Here is a 17,574-nt window from a genome sequence, read left to right as displayed (position 1 = left end):
TAATTTAAGACGTATGAAAATGAAAGCCATCGGATTTAAACAATCATTACCCATAACAGAAGCAGATAGTTTTATCGCTTTCGACACGGATAAACCAACACCAGAAGGATACGAATTATTAGTAAAAATAGAAGCGATTTCAGTAAATCCGGTCGATTTTAAAGTGAGACAAAATGCAGCGAAAGATACGATACTCGGCACGCCGAAAATTATTGGATGGGATGCTTCAGGTACTGTAGAAGCAGTAGGCGACAAAGTGTCTAAATTTAAGGTTGGCGATCAGGTGTATTATGCTGGCGATATTACTAAAGCTGGCTGTAATGCAGAATATCAGGTAATCGATGAACGTATTATTGGAAAGAAACCAGAGTCGCTAACTCATGCACAAGCGGCCGCCATGCCACTGACTACTTTAACGGCTTACGAATCGCTTTTCGATCGCATAAAAGTAAATGCTGAAACAGATAAAGGTAAATCCGTTTTAATCCTTGCTGGAGCGGGAGGTGTAGGATCAATAGCGATTCAATTGGCTAAAAAGTTAACCAATCTTACGGTAATTGCAACAGCATCTCGAGAAAATTCTATACAATGGTGCAAGGATTTAGGAGCCGATTTTGTGGTTAATCATCATCACCTTAAAACAGAACTAGAAAAAATAGGTCATCCCGAAGTCCACTACATTTTAGATTTCGTCGATTTAGAAGGGTATTGGGAATTAGCAACCGATATCGTAAAGCCTCAGGGACATATTGTATCTATTACGGGAAGTTCTAAACCCTTAGATTTAAATCTGCTAAAGAATAAAAGTGTATCCTTTTCTTACGAATATATGTACACACGCTCTTTGTATACCACAGAAGATATGGAACGTCAGCACGACATATTAAATAAAATAGCCGAGTTGTTAGACACTGGAACTTTAAAATCTACATTAACAACAACCCTTAAAGGATTTACTGTAGCCAATTTAAAAGAAGCGCACCGCTTACAAGAATCTGGAAAAAGTATCGGTAAAACGGTGATTACATACTAAACCGCTTAATCTATTTATAATCTTCAAAAAGCTCTAGTTCGTCTAGGGCTTTTTTGTTTTTATCCATTTCCTAAAAAATCTCATCGTTAAAATAGTGGCTTTCGTATAGAGAAAAGCGGCAAACTTCTATTGCCTTTTATATATAGGGGATATAATCACACTTTTGAAGTGTTAATTGTAAACACATTCAAATTAATGAAAATAATATCACATATATTTTGCTTTTTCTTTGTGATTGTAGCCTCGGCACAAACCAGCGATTCTATAGCTAAATCCAAAGTATGGTCGTTAGAAGATTGCATTACGTACGCCGTAGAAAATAACATCACCGTTAAAGATGCTGGCTTAGGTAAAGATATCTCCGAAGTAAACTACAGTCGTGCAAAATCTGCGCGATTACCTGATTTATTTGGTAGTGCAACTCAGAATTTCTCTAATGGTAATACCATTGATCCCATTACAAGCGATTATGTAACCGATCAGATTTACTCATCCAATGTTGGGATTTCGAGTGCGATGACGTTGTATCAAGGGAGTCAGTTAAAAAATCAGATTGCACAGAATAAATTACTGGTAGATCAAAATGAATTTTTAATTGAAGAAGCTAAAAACAATATCATTGTTAGTATTCTAGAGAATTACCTTCAAATTTTATATACCAAAGAAGACATCATTATAGCTCAGAATAATCTTGAAGCTTCAGAGAAAGAAGTCATTCGATCTAAAGCACGTTTAGATGCTGGTACCATTGCACTTAACGACTATACCGAAGCGCAATCGCAAGCGGCGACCAATAAGTACAATGTGATTACCGCAAAAAATAATTATCAGCAATATATAATTGCACTAAAACAATTACTAGAATTAGGGCCGTTAGATACAATTGAAGTTGAAGCTATTGCAGAAGATATGGAACTGATTAATCTTGAAATGGATAAAATGAATATCTATTACAAAGCATTAAATGTGTTACCAGAAATGAGTGCAAGTGATTTGGATATTGCCATCAACGAAAAAGAGCTGGATATTGCCAAAGGCGGATATATGCCAACCTTATCCTTAATTGGAAGTGTGGGCTCGGGATACACAAGTATTTCTGATATCAATTTTTCAGACCAGATGAATGTGAATTTTAATCAGAAAATAGGACTGAATTTATCCATCCCAATTTTTAATAGAAATGAAACAAAATCTGCAGTAAAAACAGCAAAGATAAACATTGAACGGGCTCAAATTCAGAAGCAATCTACAGAAAAAGAAATTTATAAAAAAGTAGAAACAGCGTATCAAAATGCATTATCGGCTCAAGAACAACTTATAGCCGCAGAAGCCTCGCAAGAAGCAGCATTACAATCGTACAATTTAGCGAAAACAAAATACGAGTTAGGCGATTTAAGTACTACCGATTTAATTATAAATCAGAATACATACACCACCGCCCAGCAGAATTACATTCAAGCTAAATATTTAAACATTTTATACCACCAATTACTTCAATTTTATCAAGGAAACGACATTAAACTATAATCAACATGAAAACGAAAAAAAATATAATTATAATCAGTATTGTCGCAATTGCATTAGCAGTGGTAGCTTATTCTTTTATGGGTAAAGAAGATACTAACGTTATCGCAACACAAACAATTGCTGTACAAAAAGGAAGTGTAACGACTATGGTTACTGCAACGGGAACCATAGAGCCTATTACACAAGTAGAAGTGGGAACGCAAGTTTCTGGTGTTGTAGAACGCATTTATGTAGATTATAATAGCGAAGTTAAAGAAGGACAACTTATAGCAGAATTGGATAAAACCAATTTAAAAGCAGAAACAACACAAGCACAAGCGGCCTATGACAATGCTGTTAGTCAGCGTAACTATATGAAAACCATTTTTGACAGACAAAATACCTTGTATTCTAAGCAAGTCATTAGTAAATCCGATTACGACGATGCCGTTTTTAATTACGAAACAGCTAAGAGCACGGCCATTCAGCGTTTATCAGATTTACAAAAGTCTAGAACAAATTTAGAATATGCCAATATTTACTCGCCTATAGATGGTGTTGTACTATCTCGTGATATAGACGAAGGACAAACGGTTGCGGCCAGTTTAAGTACACCAACCTTATTCACCATTGCAAAAGATTTAAAAGAAATGCAAGTAGAAGCCGATGTCGATGAAGCCGATATAGGTGAAGTAAAAGAAGGACAACGCGTTACGTTTACGGTAGATGCTTACATAGGAGAAACTTTTGAAGGGGTTGTAACACAAGTTCGTTTGGCACCTACGGTAACCTCTAATGTAGTAACATATACGGTAGTAATAAAAGCCGATAATCCAGATTTAAAATTAAAACCAGGATTAACAGCAACCATTTCTATATATACTTTAGAACTGAATGACGTTTTAACTACCGAAGCTAAAGCGATAAACTTTCGTCCAGAATTGGCCGTTTTAGAAGCGTATAATACACAACATAATTTTACTGATACAAAACCAAATACTGGCGAAAGACAAAACACTAATAAAGAAAAAGCAACTAAAGTTTGGGTAGAATCTCCAGACGGCTCAATACATCCACAGTCTGTAACGATCGGAGCTAGCGATGGTGTAAATGTGCAAATTTTAAGCGGGCTTAATGAAGGGGATAACGTGGTGTATGCTTTAAAAGCTGATGTTGGTGTAAAATCATCTGGAGGTGCAGGCGATAGTCCGTTTATGCCATCACGACCAGGAAAAAAATAATAAAACCCGAAAGCATCATGACAAAAGACATCATAAAAATTGAAGATTTAAAGCGTGAGTTTACCATGGGAAACGAAACGGTTCATGCTTTAAAAGGAATTTCATTTACCATTAAAGAAGGGGAGTTTGTGACTATAATGGGATCTAGTGGATCGGGAAAAAGTACGATGCTAAATATTTTAGGCTGTTTAGATCAGCCAACCTCTGGAGGCTACGAAATTGATAGCGTAAGAGTAAAGGACCTGTCTAGAAATGAATTGGCCACGATTCGAAACGAGAAAATTGGTTTTATTTTTCAATCGTATAACTTATTAGCGCGTACTTCGGCTATAGAAAACGTAGAATTACCTCTATTATACAACAGTAAAGTGTCGAATAGCGAACGCCGTGAACGTGCTATAAAAGCACTCGAAATGGTCGGCTTAGGTGAACGTTTACACCATACACCATCGCAACTTTCTGGAGGACAACAACAGCGTGTGGCCATTGCAAGAGCGCTTGTAAATAACCCTGTAATGATTCTAGCCGATGAAGCTACAGGAAATCTAGATACACGTACCTCTTACGAGATCATGTCTTTATTTCAAGAATTAAATAGAACGCAAGGCATAACAATAACCTTCGTAACTCACGAACCCGATATCGCTATGTTTAGTAGCAGAACCATTGTTTTAAAGGATGGTCATGTTATAAAAGACGAAAAAAATGATAGCATTTTATCTGCCGCGTCAGAATTAGCAAAATTACCTAAAGAAGATCATTAATTATGAGACTATTAAATCTATTAAAAATCGCATATAAGGCTATTGTTCTAAACAAAGTGAGAACCTTATTAACCATGCTGGGTATTATAATTGGTGTGGCTTCGGTTATTGCTATGTTAGCCATTGGAGAAGGTTCTAAAGAAAGTATTAGAACGACAATTTCTGCCATGGGATCGAATATGATAAATGTAAAACCGGGATCCGATAATCGTGGTGGGGTAAGACAAGATCCAAGTGCCATGGAAACCTTAACGCTTAAAGATTACTTGGCGATTAAAGAACAGGCTACCACCTTGAATTATATATCTCCGTTAGTGAATGGTGGCGGACAAGTTATTAACGGGTCTAATAACTGGCCATCCTCAATTTATGGCGTTAATCCGGAGTATCTAGACATTAAAGTTGTGGGATTAAAAAGTGGAAGTATGTTTACCAATACAGAAGTACAATCCGCGGCAAAAGTCGCTGTTATTGGGCAAACTGTAGTAGACAATATATTTCCTGACGGTGAAGATCCCGTTGGTAAAATGATACGTTTTAATAGTATTCCGTTTAAAATTATTGGTGTTTTAGAAGAGAAAGGAACCAATACTTTTGGTCAAGATCAGGACGATGTGGTTATAGCACCATATACAACGGTTCAAAAACGAATCTTAGCAATCGATCATTTAAACGAAATTGTAGCGTCTGCCATAAGTGAGGAAGATGCGCCACAAGCGGTAACAGAAGTCACGGCTATTTTGAGGTCTCAACATAAGTTAACGACTAATGAAGACGATGATTTTCACGTGCGTTCCATGGAAGAATTAATCACTACCTTTAGTTCAACTAGTGATATGTTAACCGTACTTTTAGTGGCAGTTGCAGGGATTTCATTATTGATTGGAGGAATCGGAATTATGAACATTATGTACGTTTCGGTAAAAGAACGGACCAAAGAAATTGGGTTGCGTATGGCCGTTGGCGGAAAAGGCTCGGATATTTTAATGCAATTTTTAATCGAAGCCATTTTAATTAGTATTACCGGAGGGGTTTTAGGTGTAATCTTAGGACTAGGAGCAACCGTGTTTATTGAAAAATTCTTACATTGGCCTACAAGTGTGGCTATGTATTCTATAATTATATCCTTTGCAGTTTGTGCCGTAACAGGTATCTTTTTCGGATGGTATCCTGCAAGAAAAGCATCAGCTTTAGACCCGATTACTGCATTGCGTTACGAATAGAATCGCATTTTACCGGTTACACCAAATACAAAATATTACGCTTATGAAACATATATTCAGTTTAGTTATTGTGGCACTCCTAATGTTGGGTTGTGCCGATAACAAATCAAAATCTAAAGAAATAGCAAGTCGTTCAGAAGATTTTAAATACAACGGCACGGCAAGGGTGACACAAGGCATTGCGACCACGACTGCTGAAGATATTTATTCGTGCGAACGCGGACGAAAAACCGATGTTGGAGAAATTACCTCCACCGATGGTAAAACATGGACGGTGCCAGCATCAACACATTATATGAATGATGACTTTCCGTTTTCAGAAGATTTGTTTAATTCTTGTGAAGGGAATACTTATGAAAGTGTAGACGAATCCTTATCTCATTTCGACGTTTCTAAAACCGTTGAAATAGATGAAGACGGCGAAGTATTCACCGCCTTTATATTTGCAGATAACTATTTTGAAATGTATGTAAATGGTGTGCCTGTAGGAAAAGATAAAGTGCCATTTACGCAGTTTAATTCTAGTATCGTAAAGTTTAAAGTAGAGAAGCCTTTTACCATTGCCATGAAATTAGTAGATTGGGAAGAACATCTTGGTGTAGGTTCCGAAGCGAATAGAGGTAAGTCCTTTCATTCAGGAGATGGCGGTATGGTTGCTGTTATTAAAGATGAACAAAATAATATTGTGGCTACCACGAATAAAACTTGGAAAGCACAGACATTTTATACGTCACCAATTAAGGATTTAAGTTGTGTTTCTGAAGATGGAAACTACCGATATTCTGAAAATTGCGACACCGGTGGTGGTCAAGATGGAACGGGGTTTTATGCCTTACATTGGGAATTACCAAATGCGTGGATGAATACGGATTTCGATGATTCTAATTGGCCAAATGCTTCAACATTTAATAACGAAACTATTGGGGTAGATAATAAACCGTCGTATACCAATTTCACCTCGCTTTTTGACGATGCAGAACATGATGCTGAGTTTATTTGGTCTACGAATGTGGTTTTAGACAATGAAGTTTTAGTCCGTTATACGGTTAACTAATGATGACCTTAATTTATAATAAAACGCATTCTAACATGAAGACGAAAACAGTATTTGGAATAGCTCTACTGGTTTTATGTTTAGCTACGTCTTGTGCCAACAAGGATACTTCAATTTATATTTACGATGATTTTAAAACCATCCATCCTAATTTTAAATTGACTAGCAAAGCTGTAGACGATGGCGAATTATTAGATGCTTATAAATGTGAAGAGAAAGTAGATGATGTAGAAAATTCCATTCCACTATCTTGGTCTAACGTTCCTGAAGGCACAAAATCTTTAGCTGTAGTCATGTATCACTATCCGCATAAAGAGGATACATCCGAAATAAATTCGTATTTGCTTTTATGGGGAATTAATCCATCGGTTTCCGAAATTGCGTATAAAATGGCAAATAATCCGAATTGGTATATGGGACCAAATAAAGACGGAACTGCTATTTCGTATACATCACCTTGTTCTCGTGGACCAGGAAAACATGAGTATACCATTGCGCTGTTCGCATTGTCTGAAACGCCAAAGCTTCCAAAAGCTAATACACTAGATGTTGATTTAAATACATTTATGAAAGCTATTCCTGAAGATATCGTGATTGATAGAACCACTTTAAATTTTATAGCTTCTAATTAATTTGTTCATGAAAAAATATATAACCCTTATAACCATCCTATTTGTATGTCTTCAAGCTTTTGCTCACGAATGCGGACACGGTTTAGCCACCAAAATTTGGCATTTTACAAATGGTGAAAAGAACTTAAAGGGTGAATTTATTGAACGCATAGACGAAACTGTGTATCTCATGAATGAGCATCACAAGGTTGTGTTTTTCGATATTTCAGAATTTACAACGGAAGAGCAACAATACATATTGAATACGAGCACGTGGATTAGCAATAAAAACATTTCAGAGCCAACGCAATCAGAGCCAACGCAATCTTTGGTTTCTATACCGTACACTAATCTTTTTATATATTTAGGTGTAGCCTGGGTATTATTTTCATGCTTTAGATATAGACAAAAACAAGACTCTAAAATAGTGGCTTTTAGCATCATTGGAGTTGCTTTTATTATTGCGGGATGTAAAACAACTAGTACTTCTAAAGGCATTGTAATGGCGAAAAATGATGTGTCTTATTTAACGTCTATTTTTGGTGTTTTTGATAACGTGAATACACGTTTCGACAACAAATATTTCTACATAGAGTCCAACGGCATACCAGAACACGAAATGATGACAGGTATAACCAATTGGCAACAGCAGGTTCCTATTAAGCACGATTATTCGGGCACTAATGCGTGGGAGATTCCGTTGCAACCAGAATTGGCTGAAAACCCGTTGTCTACCAAAGCTAATTTTATGAAAGGCGCCATTGCTATTGCCGCGAATGGAATACCGATTTTTAATCCGTTAAACAATCGAGGTGAAGATGCAAATGCCATTGGAGAATTAGACCAATGGGGCGGACATTGTGGTAGGGCAGACGACTATCATTACCATTTGCCACCAACGCACTTGCAGGCTAAAGTAGGTCAAGGTAAACCCATTGCCTATGCTCTGGATGGTTTTCCAGTATATGGCGAAACAAATGAGACGTTAGATGAAAGTCTTGGACGTTTTACGTCAGATAGCACCTATCAATATGACGCTGTAAAAGACTATCCGTACTTAATTGCATCAATGAAGGGTAAAGTTGAAATTAATCCCAGAACTCAAGCGCCTGAAAACGAAATCATGCCACAAGCAAAAACAAAAGGTGTGCGACCAGATTTACAACCGTTACGTGGTGCTAAAATTATTGATTTTAAGAACCCTGAACCCAATCAGTATAGTTTAACTTATGAGTTGGAATCTGCTTTATATACTATAAATTATGGATGGGATACGTCCGGAACGTATAAATATGAATTTATAAATCCAAACGGAACCATTACAAATTCTGAATATAAAAGATAGAAAAAAGAATAAACGTAATGCATAAAAATAAAAACATTGTAATCTTCTCCCACATTCTAATTTGGCTGGTATTATTTAGTCTGCCATATTTTTTATCGTACGGGCAAGAGCAAGATATAAATAGAATCATAGCACACTATTGGGTACCAGTAGCGTTTTATACTATGATTTTTTATGTCAATTATTTTATAGTTATCGATAAATTTTTATTCAATAAAAAAACTGTTCAATTTATTCTTGTAAACCTTATACTTATAATTGTCTTTTTAATGTTAAAGGAACAAATAGAAGCTACATTTTTTGAAGGTTTAAAGCGTAAAGAGGTCGGAGATTCCGCAAATAAGCCACCGCTAAGAATGTTTATTTATATGCAAATGTTGTCATATGTGGCGCCCATATTGTTTTCTATTGCTCTAAAAACAACAAAACGTTGGGAAACTGCCGAAAACGAACGTAAGGACGCTGCCAATGTAAAGTTACATTCCGAATTACAGCATTTACGATATCAGTTACAACCTCATTTCTTTTTCAATTCGCTAAATAATATTTATTCTTTAGTCGATATTTCACCTGAGCAAGCAAAATCTACCATCCACAGTTTAAGTAAATTGATGAGGTATTTGTTGTACGAAACGAATATTGAAGAGGTGCCTTTATCTAAAGAAATCGATTTTATGAAGAAATATCTGGAACTTATGAAATTGCGTATCTCAGATAAAACCCAGGTAATTTCTCAATTTCCTTCAGAAGTTACGTCCATAAAAATCGCGCCACTTTTGTTTATATCTTTAATTGAAAATGCCTTTAAACATGGCGTGTCGGCGAATAAAGACAGTGATATTAAAATCAATTTGTCTACAGAAGGCCGTACGGTACAGTTTAAAATTGAAAATGCGAATTTCCCTAAGCAAACCGATGATAAAAGTGGTTCGGGTATTGGGCTACAAAACCTAAAAAAGCGCTTAGATTTGTTATATCCGAATAAATACATGTTTAAAACGGAAATTGTTGAAGGTCGATTTTTAGTACATTTACAAATAGAAACATAAATCTATGAACACTTTAAAACTGAATTGTATTATTGTTGATGACGAGCCTATGGCTTTAAATCTAGTAGAAAGTTATGTAGAGAAAACACCTTTCTTAAATCTCAAGAAAAAGTGTAGTAGTGCGATTGAAGCATTAGAGTTTGTAAATTCTGAATCGGTTGATTTACTGTTTCTAGACATACAAATGCCAGATTTATCGGGGTTAGAGTTTTCTAAAATGTTACCAAAAGAGACACGTGTAATCTTTACCACTGCTTTCGATGAGTATGCGTTGGAAGGCTTTAAAGTCGAGGCTATAGACTATTTATTGAAACCATTCGATTATGCCGAATTTCTGACTGCCACCAATAAAGCCAAAGCTTGGTTCGATTTGGTAAAAGGGAACAATTCCAAAGCTTCAAATGCGGTTTCTGAAGAAAAAGAATTTCTTTTTGTAAAGTCCGAATACAAACAATTACGTATTAAATTAGCCGATGTGTTGTATTTTGAAGGCTTAAAAGATTATATCAAGATTTGGTTAAAAGATAATCCTAAGGCGGTATTAACAATAATGAGTTTAAAGTCGTTAGAAGAAGAACTTCATAAAACGGACTTTATGCGCGTGCATCGGTCTTTTATTGTGTCTTTAAAAAATATAGAAGTTGTAGAGCGAAGTCAGATTATAATCAATAATCAGCGCATCACAGTTTCCGAACAATACAAACCAAAATTTCTAGAGTATATCAATCAGAATTCACTTAATAATTAATTGATCTAATATACGTGTTCCTAAATAGGTGTATTACTTATTTACTTATAAGCGTGTTTTTACAATCGTATTCTAGGTTTTAGTTTATTAGGGTTTCATAAATTATGTCTCCAAATTCTATAAAGTCATAGTAGAATTTCTCGTGTTTGTCTAAAGAATTTTTAGATCCGGAAGAATCCCAATACTTTTAACCTTTAAAATTCTTATTTATAGTATTATGAAATCTATTGTGTGTTTAATTATTTTAAGTTTATATACATTTTCTGCTATGGCCTATTCAGAAGATGATGTTGTAATCTCTGATACCATTTTTGGATCTAGCGAGCAAGTCGCTTATATAGTCACTCAAAATAAAGGAAACATTGTGGTGCAATTAACGACGCTCGATAATAAAACAATACTGTCTATGTTAAGACACGGCGTTACTGTGTTTTTTGATTTAAAGGGGAAAGAAAAAGAAGATGTGTCGGTAACATATCCTATTCAGCCTGTTGGTATCTCGATGAAACCTGAAGGTAACCGAGAAGATAGGAGAGATGCTGGATTTCAAACGGAAGCTGAAATAAATCAGATGAAAGCACAAATATATACCTTAATCACTACAGATTTTCCTGAAGAGGCGCGACTTAAGTTCCATGATTCTAACGAAAATTTTAACGTACTCTTAAATGGCATGGGCATTGCGGCAACATATTCTTATAATCAAGAAGCGAACCTCTTAACGTATCAATTAACGATTCCAGAGCGTCAAATTAAGGAGAAATCTAAAATCGATCTTTCAAAGTTAATGATTGGTGTGCAAACAGCTAAACCAGATAAATCCAAAAGAGGAGAAGGCTCGGAAGGTTTAAACTCTAGCATGAGTTCTCGTGGTGGTGGCGGTAGAGGTAATGGTCAAGGTGGTTCCGGAGGTCGTGGAGGCAACAGAGGTGGTTCTCGTGACGGCGGACAAAGACCTGGAGGGAATTCTGAAAAAGCACCCCAAGGCATCGATTTTTGGTTTGAAGCACATATGTAAACTAGACGTGGTGTAAAATGTGCTTCGTAAAAGTGATCAAAAGTTAGTTATTACAGTTCTGAACGATTACTAATATGCAAGGTCTCGTAAATAATTTTTAAATGGTATTTCACCGTATTTACCGAAATAAATAAATCTTCCCCAATTTCTTTATTCGATTTCCCTTGTTTTACTAGGTCAATAATCTGAAGTTGTCTTTCGGTTAACGTATAGGTGTTTAAATCTAATTTAGTTTGTCCAGATTCATTTAACTCTTGTGTAACTCGCTCTAATGCATTACGCATACTATCCATTTCTTGCTCTGCTAAAATCCGTTTCTGCTTAGCCGCTTTATAAAAGAAAAAGGATAGAAAAAGAAGAATGATAAGTGTACCAACGAGAAAGATTAGTAAATTTTGATTGCGTTTTTCTTCAGCAGCTTCTTGCGCTTTACGTTTCTCTAAAAGTTCTTTTTCAACTCTTAATAATTTCCCACTTCTATTGGTACCATCGTGTGCCGTAGAAAGTTTTTTTACCTGCTGTACGGCTTCGGCATATTGCGGATTTTTAACATCACCAATTTCAGAATAGTAATAGGTCATGTCGTCATATAGCCCCAGAACATAAGCTTCAACTTCGTATTTTTTTGCGTAAGCTAAGCCTGTTTCAAAACTTTCAATGACTTTTTCATGTTGCCCTAGACTTTTATATAGCTCTATTTTCTTACGATATACCAGAGGTACTTGTCTGGGGTCATGTTCTAAAAGAACGTCTAACGCTTGATTTAAATAAGCGTCAGCTTCATCTGTATTACCTTTTCGAATCTCCATTCGTGCTACAACCATCCAATAAAAAGATAGGGAAGTGGGATTAAGAGATTTTAAATCCTCGTCTTTTATTTTTGCCAAGGTTTCCGAAACTTTATCATATTCCAATAAGTCAAAATGAACTAATAGCTTTTCAATTTTATATTGTATTACTATTTGTTCTTTTTTATCGGTTAACAATCCGAATTCTAAAGCTAAATCTAAATTTTCTATAGCTTGATCGTAATTATATAATTCCTTATAAATTAAATATTTTTGATAGTAGGCTCGACAGATATCGTAAGGCGAAGATGCTGTATTGTGGATAATACTTTCTAGCTTTTTTATTTTATTCTCATTCTCCGTATTATCCTCCAAAGTAGGCTTATCATTATCCACTTGGATACTGATTATAGTATTACTTCTACTAAAACTAAAAAGCAATAGAAAAAGAATAAGAATGAGGTTACGTAACAAAGTAATAGATTTAGGTATAGCTAGGACAAATATAGGACGTTCTGTTTAATAAGCAATTATTTTTTTGACGCATAAATGGGGTTAAAACTGTAGTCTTCAGGTCTTTTGAGGTATTTTATTTTAAACTTTAGCGTATTCGTTATTTGTTGTTCGGATGACTTGAATATTGCATTGAAGCGTGGTAATGGCGCTAACACTTTGTTTATTAGCGTTTTATATATTAACTACCCGGTGGGTAGTGACTGGTTTTTAGCGATTTACACTAAAACTACTCGCTAACTACCTTACGAAATCTTGTTTTATTTCTCAATCTTATCCAAATTTGAACATGGTCATAAAGATTAAAAAAACTTAATTTTTTATAGTCATACCCTTATACAAATCTAATCTACTTGTTATTATGAAAAAGAAAAACCTTTCAATTAGTGAGCAGCTCTGCTTAAAAAAGACATTTGATTTATTATCTATTAATAATTCAAATCATGAATAATATGAACCATATAGTCGAGATCTATGTTTTAGTTATCCTTTTGGGCATCGGATTACTATACGGTTTTTATAAACTAACCAAATATGCATTCTGGTGTAATCAATTATGGATTGCCATTGTTTTATTATTGGTATATATAATAGATAGTGCAACCATTCCATTTATATCGGCTTTAATCTATTTTGGTTATACATTCTTTTTATTGAATATTATAGGCTTTGTGGTCTTTCAAAAAGAAGAATTATCTATAGATTAATATCATCGCGGCATACAACATAGGCGATTAACAGATTCCGCTGTATGATGTATTACACCGAACAAACAAGACATTAATTAGTTAATATTTATGGTGATATCCCGAACTTGAATTAAGTTTGCAATCATATGGATTCACTTACACAAATCGTTTTAGGAGCCGCAGTTGGAGAAGCTGTACTGGGTAGAAAAATTGGAAATAAAGCCATGATTTATGGAGCCATTGCCGGCACAATTCCCGATCTAGATGTTATGGCATCTCATGTTACAGATACTGTAAGTGCTCTAGAAATTCATCGTGGATTCACGCACTCTATTTTATTTTCTGTGGTATTTGCGCCTGTATATGGTTGGCTCGTTTCCCGATACGAACGTTATAAAAATGTAAAAGGGTGGTCTTGGTTATTTTTCCTGGCTTTTGTTACCCACCCGCTTTTAGATGCACACACCACCTGGGGCACGCAATTGTTTTGGCCATTAGATTTACGCGTCGCTTATAAATCTATATTTGTAATCGATCCCTTGTATACAGTGCCATTTTTGGTGTTTTTAATCATGACCATGTTTCAAAAGCGTAGCTCTAAAAAACGGCGACAATTCAATACTTGGGGACTTATTTTAAGTTCCGTTTATTTACTACTAACACTTATTCTAAAAGGTGTGGCATTCACTAAATTTGAAGATGCCTTAGAACAGCAAAACATTTCGTACTCAGATTTAGATACGCGTCCGTCGCCCTTAAATACTGTGCTATGGACAGCAAATGTAGATACCAAAGACGCCTATTTGGTTGGACATTATTCCTTTTTCGATTCAAAGCCTATAACGTTTCACAGGTACCCTAAACATCATGAATATATCGCAAATATCGCCGATAACGAAAAAATGAGACGTATGATTAAAATTTCTAAAGGCTGGTACACCATTACTAAACAGGATGACGATTTGTTTTTTAACGATTTAAGATTCGGAACTTTAAGCATGAATCCCGATGCGACAAATTTTGTGTTTCAGTACAAAATCCAAAAAGATAAACAAGGGCACATTCAATTTGAAGAAACACCTAAAGATCGTAACGACGCCAAACAGCTATTAGGCGAATTATGGACGCGTGTAAAGGGAAATTAAAAACGCGTTGTATAGTCTAATGATTTAAGCAATTTCATTAGTAATCCAACTGTTTTCATGTGTATTTACTACACCATTAACTTCTTTTAACCTATAAAATCCGGCATTCACTTAAAAGTAACTGGACTTCGCTTAATACCAGGAAATGACAGTATTATTTTGCTGAAATTTACCTGATATTAAGAACTTTTAAACGAATTACAATGAAAAAAGTAAGTATAATTTGCTTTATAGCCATCCAATTAGTCGTGATGTATTCTTGTGCAGATGACGATACAACAATAACAGACGAAACCACTACAGAAGAAAGTGATGTAGTTGAATTTGACGATACCGATTTTGAAGCCACGGACTGGACCACAGAAACACATAGTAAAGATGCCGATCCTGATTTTGATGAAGTTTTTGAAGATGAAGCAGTAAAACGTTTAGACATCGTTATCACTGAAGATCGATGGAACAGTATGTTAACAAACATGACTACCTTATACGGCACATTTGGATCGCAATCTGGAGGAAACGGTTTGGTAGATATAGACGAAGACCCAATTTTTGTTCCTGGAGAAGTGTTTTACGAAGGTAAGGAGTGGTATCGCGTAGGTATCCGCTTTAAGGGAAACTCGAGTTTACAATCGAGCTGGTCTTCCGGAATATTAAAACTTTCGTTTAAATTGGATTTCGATGAATTTGAAGACGAATATCCGCAAATCGATAATCAGCGCTTTTATGGCTTTAAGAAGTTAAGTCTAAAAAATAACTATAACGACAAATCCATGTTGCGCGAAAAAGTTGCGGCAGATGTATTTAGAGATGCAGGATTGGCGGTGTCCCATACCGCTTTTTATACCGTTTATGTAGATCATGGTGACGGACCAGAATATTTTGGAGTGTATACTTTGGTAGAAGAAGTGGATGATACCGTAATCGATACGCAATTCTCAGATAACGATGGAAATTTATATAAACCGGATGGCGATGGTGCTAGTTTTGCATCGGGAACTTTTTCTGAAGATGTATTTGTTAAGAAAACTAATGAAGACGATGCAGACTTTACAGATATTCAAGATTTATTTACGGCCTTACATGCCTCAAACAGAACAACCGATCCAGAAGCTTGGCGCTCGGAATTGGAATCTATTTTAGATACCGATACCTTCCTAAAATACTTAGCTGTAAATACAGTGATTCAGAATTGGGATACTTACGGACGCATGACGCATAATTACTTCTTGTATAATAATCCGGATACAGAACGTTTATCATGGATTCCTTGGGATAATAACGAAGCTTTACAACGTGGTAACGGTCAAGGAGCAGTGTCTATAGATTTCTCAAATGTATCTAGTACTGAATGGCCATTAATAGGCTATTTATATGCCGATGACACCTACAAAGCGCAATACGATGCCTATGTACAAGAGACTATAGATAATGCGTTTAATAGCTCTACAATTCAAGCCAAATATGCGACTTATAGTGCTTTAATAGAACCTTACGCCACTACAGAAATCTCTGGTTATAGCTTTTTAAATTCAAGCTACGATTTCCAAACAGCGGTAAACGAATTAAAGAATCATGTGCTGGAACGTACTTCAACAGCGACCTCTTATTTAAATAATTAGATAACGATTACACCCATATAAATATAAAAGCCAGCTGTTGTAAGAATAGCTGGCTTTTTATTATGTTAGGTTTTCATTTGTTATAGCAAAGTACAAGTTAAAAACTTAATTATAATCAGATCTAATTATAGCGTTTAAATTCGGGAATAGATGTTTTTACTACGAATACAGTATTAAGAATACACCAAGCATAATCCCGGTTAAAGGCACTAATTTTTTACGTTTATTTTGTTCTTTAAAGATCAAGCCACCAATAACCACTGCGATTATAATCTGACTCCGTTTTATAGCCGATAATAACATGATTAAAGCTTCGGGATCTTGTAAGGCTTTAAAATAGAAATAATCTGCGGTTTGTAATAATACACCAACAGCAGGAATAGACCACCGCCAAGTAAAAGCTCGTCGTTTTTCTACCTTCGGAAACCAAATTACAGCCATAATCACGAGTAAAATTAAAACCGTATAAAAACAAAACCAAAATTGTAGTGTTTGTGGTGTCAAGGCTAAACTCTGTATTAGAAACTTATCGTATAAGCCACTAGAGGCCCCTAAAAAAGTGGCTACAATAATGGCTAAGATCCATTTGTTGCGAGTAAATACTATCCCTTCTTTTTTTCCAATTCGCGAATACAAAATAACCGAACCAATAATCAATACAAAGCCAATCCACTGCAAAGGACTCGGGCGTTCCTGATAAATAAATATAGCCCCAATAAACGTAAAAAAGGGGCCCGCCGAGCGTATTGGTGTCACTATCGTAATTGGTAAATGTTTTAAAGCCTGATACGCTAAAACCCATGACGTCGCCATAATAGCCGACTTTATAAAAATAAACCCATGTGTTTTTAACGGAATATCTTCAATATAAAAACCTAAATCACGCATATAGTCTGGCGCAAATTGCGATCCCAAATAAAACGGAAGAATCAATAAAAATCCAGAGCTTATTGTTCCTAAAAGTACAGGAAAGACTTCATTGCCTTGAACGGCATGTTTTTTACATAAATTATGTAATCCTAAAAATACGGCCGATAGTAAGCCTAAATACATCCACATGGTGGCAAATATAGGTTTTTAGACATTTTTAGCTTTTGTTTCCTTTTAAAAATTATGGAAAACCTTAAAATATAACCCGGACTTAAAGTCATCTAGTAATTCCTTACTATTGAAGATAGCAGTTTATAACAAATGCTATGGACGTTCTGTTACCAAAATGTTAAGT

Annotated in this window: 16 protein-coding genes; 14 read left to right on the top strand and 2 right to left on the bottom strand. The window is 35.4% G+C overall.

What is annotated here, in order from left to right; genetic code table 11:
* Positions 1-13 precede the first annotated feature (13 nt).
* The 11 genes from ACKC83_RS14500 to ACKC83_RS14450 all read left to right on the top strand — a co-directional run bounded on the left by ACKC83_RS14500 (position 14) and on the right by ACKC83_RS14450 (position 11,592).
* Positions 14-1,033 (top strand): zinc-binding alcohol dehydrogenase family protein, encoded by a 1,020-nt coding sequence (locus ACKC83_RS14500; RefSeq protein WP_434036071.1) that lies wholly within the window; start codon positions 14-16, stop codon positions 1,031-1,033.
* Between the two features lie 195 nt (positions 1,034-1,228).
* A complete protein-coding gene (locus ACKC83_RS14495; RefSeq protein WP_434036070.1) occupies positions 1,229-2,560 on the top strand; it encodes a TolC family protein in 1,332 nt (443 codons plus the stop codon).
* Complete coding sequence (locus tag ACKC83_RS14490; RefSeq protein ID WP_434037790.1) at positions 2,560-3,780, top strand: efflux RND transporter periplasmic adaptor subunit; 1,221 nt, start codon at positions 2,560-2,562, stop codon at positions 3,778-3,780. The genes ACKC83_RS14495 and ACKC83_RS14490 overlap by 1 nt, the downstream gene beginning before the upstream one ends.
* A gap of 17 nt (positions 3,781-3,797) precedes the next feature.
* Entirely contained in the window at positions 3,798-4,544 is a 747-nt protein-coding gene (locus ACKC83_RS14485; RefSeq protein ID WP_434036069.1) for an ABC transporter ATP-binding protein, read from the top strand.
* Positions 4,545-4,546: 2 nt separating this feature from the next.
* On the top strand, positions 4,547-5,767 hold the full coding sequence (locus ACKC83_RS14480) for an ABC transporter permease (RefSeq protein WP_434036068.1): 1,221 nt from the start codon (positions 4,547-4,549) through the stop codon (positions 5,765-5,767).
* Positions 5,768-5,810: 43 nt separating this feature from the next.
* Positions 5,811-6,821: a hypothetical protein gene (locus tag ACKC83_RS14475; protein ID WP_434036067.1), complete on the top strand. Its 1,011-nt coding sequence runs from the start codon at positions 5,811-5,813 to the stop codon at positions 6,819-6,821.
* A gap of 35 nt (positions 6,822-6,856) precedes the next feature.
* On the top strand, positions 6,857-7,453 hold the full coding sequence (locus ACKC83_RS14470; RefSeq protein ID WP_434036066.1) for a YbhB/YbcL family Raf kinase inhibitor-like protein: 597 nt from the start codon (positions 6,857-6,859) through the stop codon (positions 7,451-7,453).
* A gap of 7 nt (positions 7,454-7,460) precedes the next feature.
* The gene (locus ACKC83_RS14465) at positions 7,461-8,777 is read left to right on the top strand and encodes a YHYH protein (RefSeq protein WP_434036065.1); all 1,317 of its coding nucleotides are present in this window, start codon (positions 7,461-7,463) and stop codon (positions 8,775-8,777) included.
* A 269-nt stretch (positions 8,778-9,046) separates the two neighbouring features.
* A complete protein-coding gene (locus ACKC83_RS14460; RefSeq protein ID WP_434036064.1) occupies positions 9,047-9,826 on the top strand; it encodes a sensor histidine kinase in 780 nt (259 codons plus the stop codon).
* Between the two features lie 4 nt (positions 9,827-9,830).
* On the top strand, positions 9,831-10,574 hold the full coding sequence (locus ACKC83_RS14455) for a LytR/AlgR family response regulator transcription factor (protein ID WP_434036063.1): 744 nt from the start codon (positions 9,831-9,833) through the stop codon (positions 10,572-10,574).
* A gap of 217 nt (positions 10,575-10,791) precedes the next feature.
* Positions 10,792-11,592 (top strand): hypothetical protein, encoded by an 801-nt coding sequence (locus ACKC83_RS14450; RefSeq protein WP_434036062.1) that lies wholly within the window; start codon positions 10,792-10,794, stop codon positions 11,590-11,592.
* A gap of 50 nt (positions 11,593-11,642) precedes the next feature.
* On the opposite strand, the gene ACKC83_RS14445 is transcribed toward ACKC83_RS14450, so the two are convergent.
* Positions 11,643-12,776 carry a tetratricopeptide repeat protein gene (locus ACKC83_RS14445; RefSeq protein ID WP_434036061.1) on the bottom strand — a complete coding sequence of 378 codons (1,134 nt, stop codon included), beginning with the start codon at positions 12,774-12,776 and terminating at the stop codon, positions 11,643-11,645.
* A gap of 560 nt (positions 12,777-13,336) precedes the next feature.
* On the opposite strand from ACKC83_RS14445, the gene ACKC83_RS14440 reads away from it, so the two are divergent.
* The 3 genes from ACKC83_RS14440 (at position 13,337) to ACKC83_RS14430 (ending at position 16,349) form a co-directional block, all read left to right on the top strand.
* A complete protein-coding gene (locus ACKC83_RS14440) occupies positions 13,337-13,600 on the top strand; it encodes a hypothetical protein (protein ID WP_434036060.1) in 264 nt (87 codons plus the stop codon).
* A 128-nt stretch (positions 13,601-13,728) separates the two neighbouring features.
* Positions 13,729-14,727, top strand: coding sequence for a metal-dependent hydrolase (locus ACKC83_RS14435; protein WP_434036059.1), 999 nt, complete (start codon positions 13,729-13,731; stop codon positions 14,725-14,727).
* 203 nt (positions 14,728-14,930) lie between these two features.
* Positions 14,931-16,349, top strand: a complete 1,419-nt coding sequence (locus ACKC83_RS14430; RefSeq protein WP_434036058.1) for a CotH kinase family protein — start codon at positions 14,931-14,933, stop codon at positions 16,347-16,349.
* A 159-nt stretch (positions 16,350-16,508) separates the two neighbouring features.
* Here ACKC83_RS14430 and ACKC83_RS14425 read toward each other — a convergent pair whose 3' ends face one another.
* Positions 16,509-17,408 carry an EamA family transporter gene (locus ACKC83_RS14425; protein WP_434036057.1) on the bottom strand — a complete coding sequence of 300 codons (900 nt, stop codon included), beginning with the start codon at positions 17,406-17,408 and terminating at the stop codon, positions 16,509-16,511.
* Between the last annotated feature and the right edge of the window lie 166 nt (positions 17,409-17,574).

Origin of the sequence: Formosa bonchosmolovskayae (genome assembly GCF_051016085.1) — a bacterium.
Classification (GTDB): Bacteria; Bacteroidota; Bacteroidia; order Flavobacteriales; family Flavobacteriaceae; genus Formosa.
The sequence above is the reverse complement of the archived record's forward strand: the minus strand, read 5'-3'. Positions and strand labels throughout refer to the sequence as shown.

What these genes read in the sequence shown, in the direction of transcription:
- ACKC83_RS14500 (WP_434036071.1), top strand. Translation starts at nt 14, where the DNA reads ATGAAAATGAAAGCCATCGGATTTAAACAATCATTACCCATAACAGAA.
- ACKC83_RS14495 (WP_434036070.1), top strand. Translation starts at nt 1,229, where the DNA reads ATGAAAATAATATCACATATATTTTGCTTTTTCTTTGTGATTGTAGCC.
- ACKC83_RS14485 (WP_434036069.1), top strand. Translation starts at nt 3,798, where the DNA reads ATGACAAAAGACATCATAAAAATTGAAGATTTAAAGCGTGAGTTTACC.
- ACKC83_RS14480 (WP_434036068.1), top strand. Translation starts at nt 4,547, where the DNA reads ATGAGACTATTAAATCTATTAAAAATCGCATATAAGGCTATTGTTCTA.
- ACKC83_RS14475 (WP_434036067.1), top strand. Translation starts at nt 5,811, where the DNA reads ATGAAACATATATTCAGTTTAGTTATTGTGGCACTCCTAATGTTGGGT.
- ACKC83_RS14470 (WP_434036066.1), top strand. Translation starts at nt 6,857, where the DNA reads ATGAAGACGAAAACAGTATTTGGAATAGCTCTACTGGTTTTATGTTTA.
- ACKC83_RS14465 (WP_434036065.1), top strand. Translation starts at nt 7,461, where the DNA reads ATGAAAAAATATATAACCCTTATAACCATCCTATTTGTATGTCTTCAA.
- ACKC83_RS14460 (WP_434036064.1), top strand. Translation starts at nt 9,047, where the DNA reads ATGTTAAAGGAACAAATAGAAGCTACATTTTTTGAAGGTTTAAAGCGT.
- ACKC83_RS14455 (WP_434036063.1), top strand. Translation starts at nt 9,831, where the DNA reads ATGAACACTTTAAAACTGAATTGTATTATTGTTGATGACGAGCCTATG.
- ACKC83_RS14450 (WP_434036062.1), top strand. Translation starts at nt 10,792, where the DNA reads ATGAAATCTATTGTGTGTTTAATTATTTTAAGTTTATATACATTTTCT.
- ACKC83_RS14440 (WP_434036060.1), top strand. Translation starts at nt 13,337, where the DNA reads ATGAATAATATGAACCATATAGTCGAGATCTATGTTTTAGTTATCCTT.
- ACKC83_RS14435 (WP_434036059.1), top strand. Translation starts at nt 13,729, where the DNA reads ATGGATTCACTTACACAAATCGTTTTAGGAGCCGCAGTTGGAGAAGCT.
- ACKC83_RS14430 (WP_434036058.1), top strand. Translation starts at nt 14,931, where the DNA reads ATGAAAAAAGTAAGTATAATTTGCTTTATAGCCATCCAATTAGTCGTG.
- ACKC83_RS14425 (WP_434036057.1), bottom strand. Translation starts at nt 17,408, where the DNA reads ATGTGGATGTATTTAGGCTTACTATCGGCCGTATTTTTAGGATTACAT.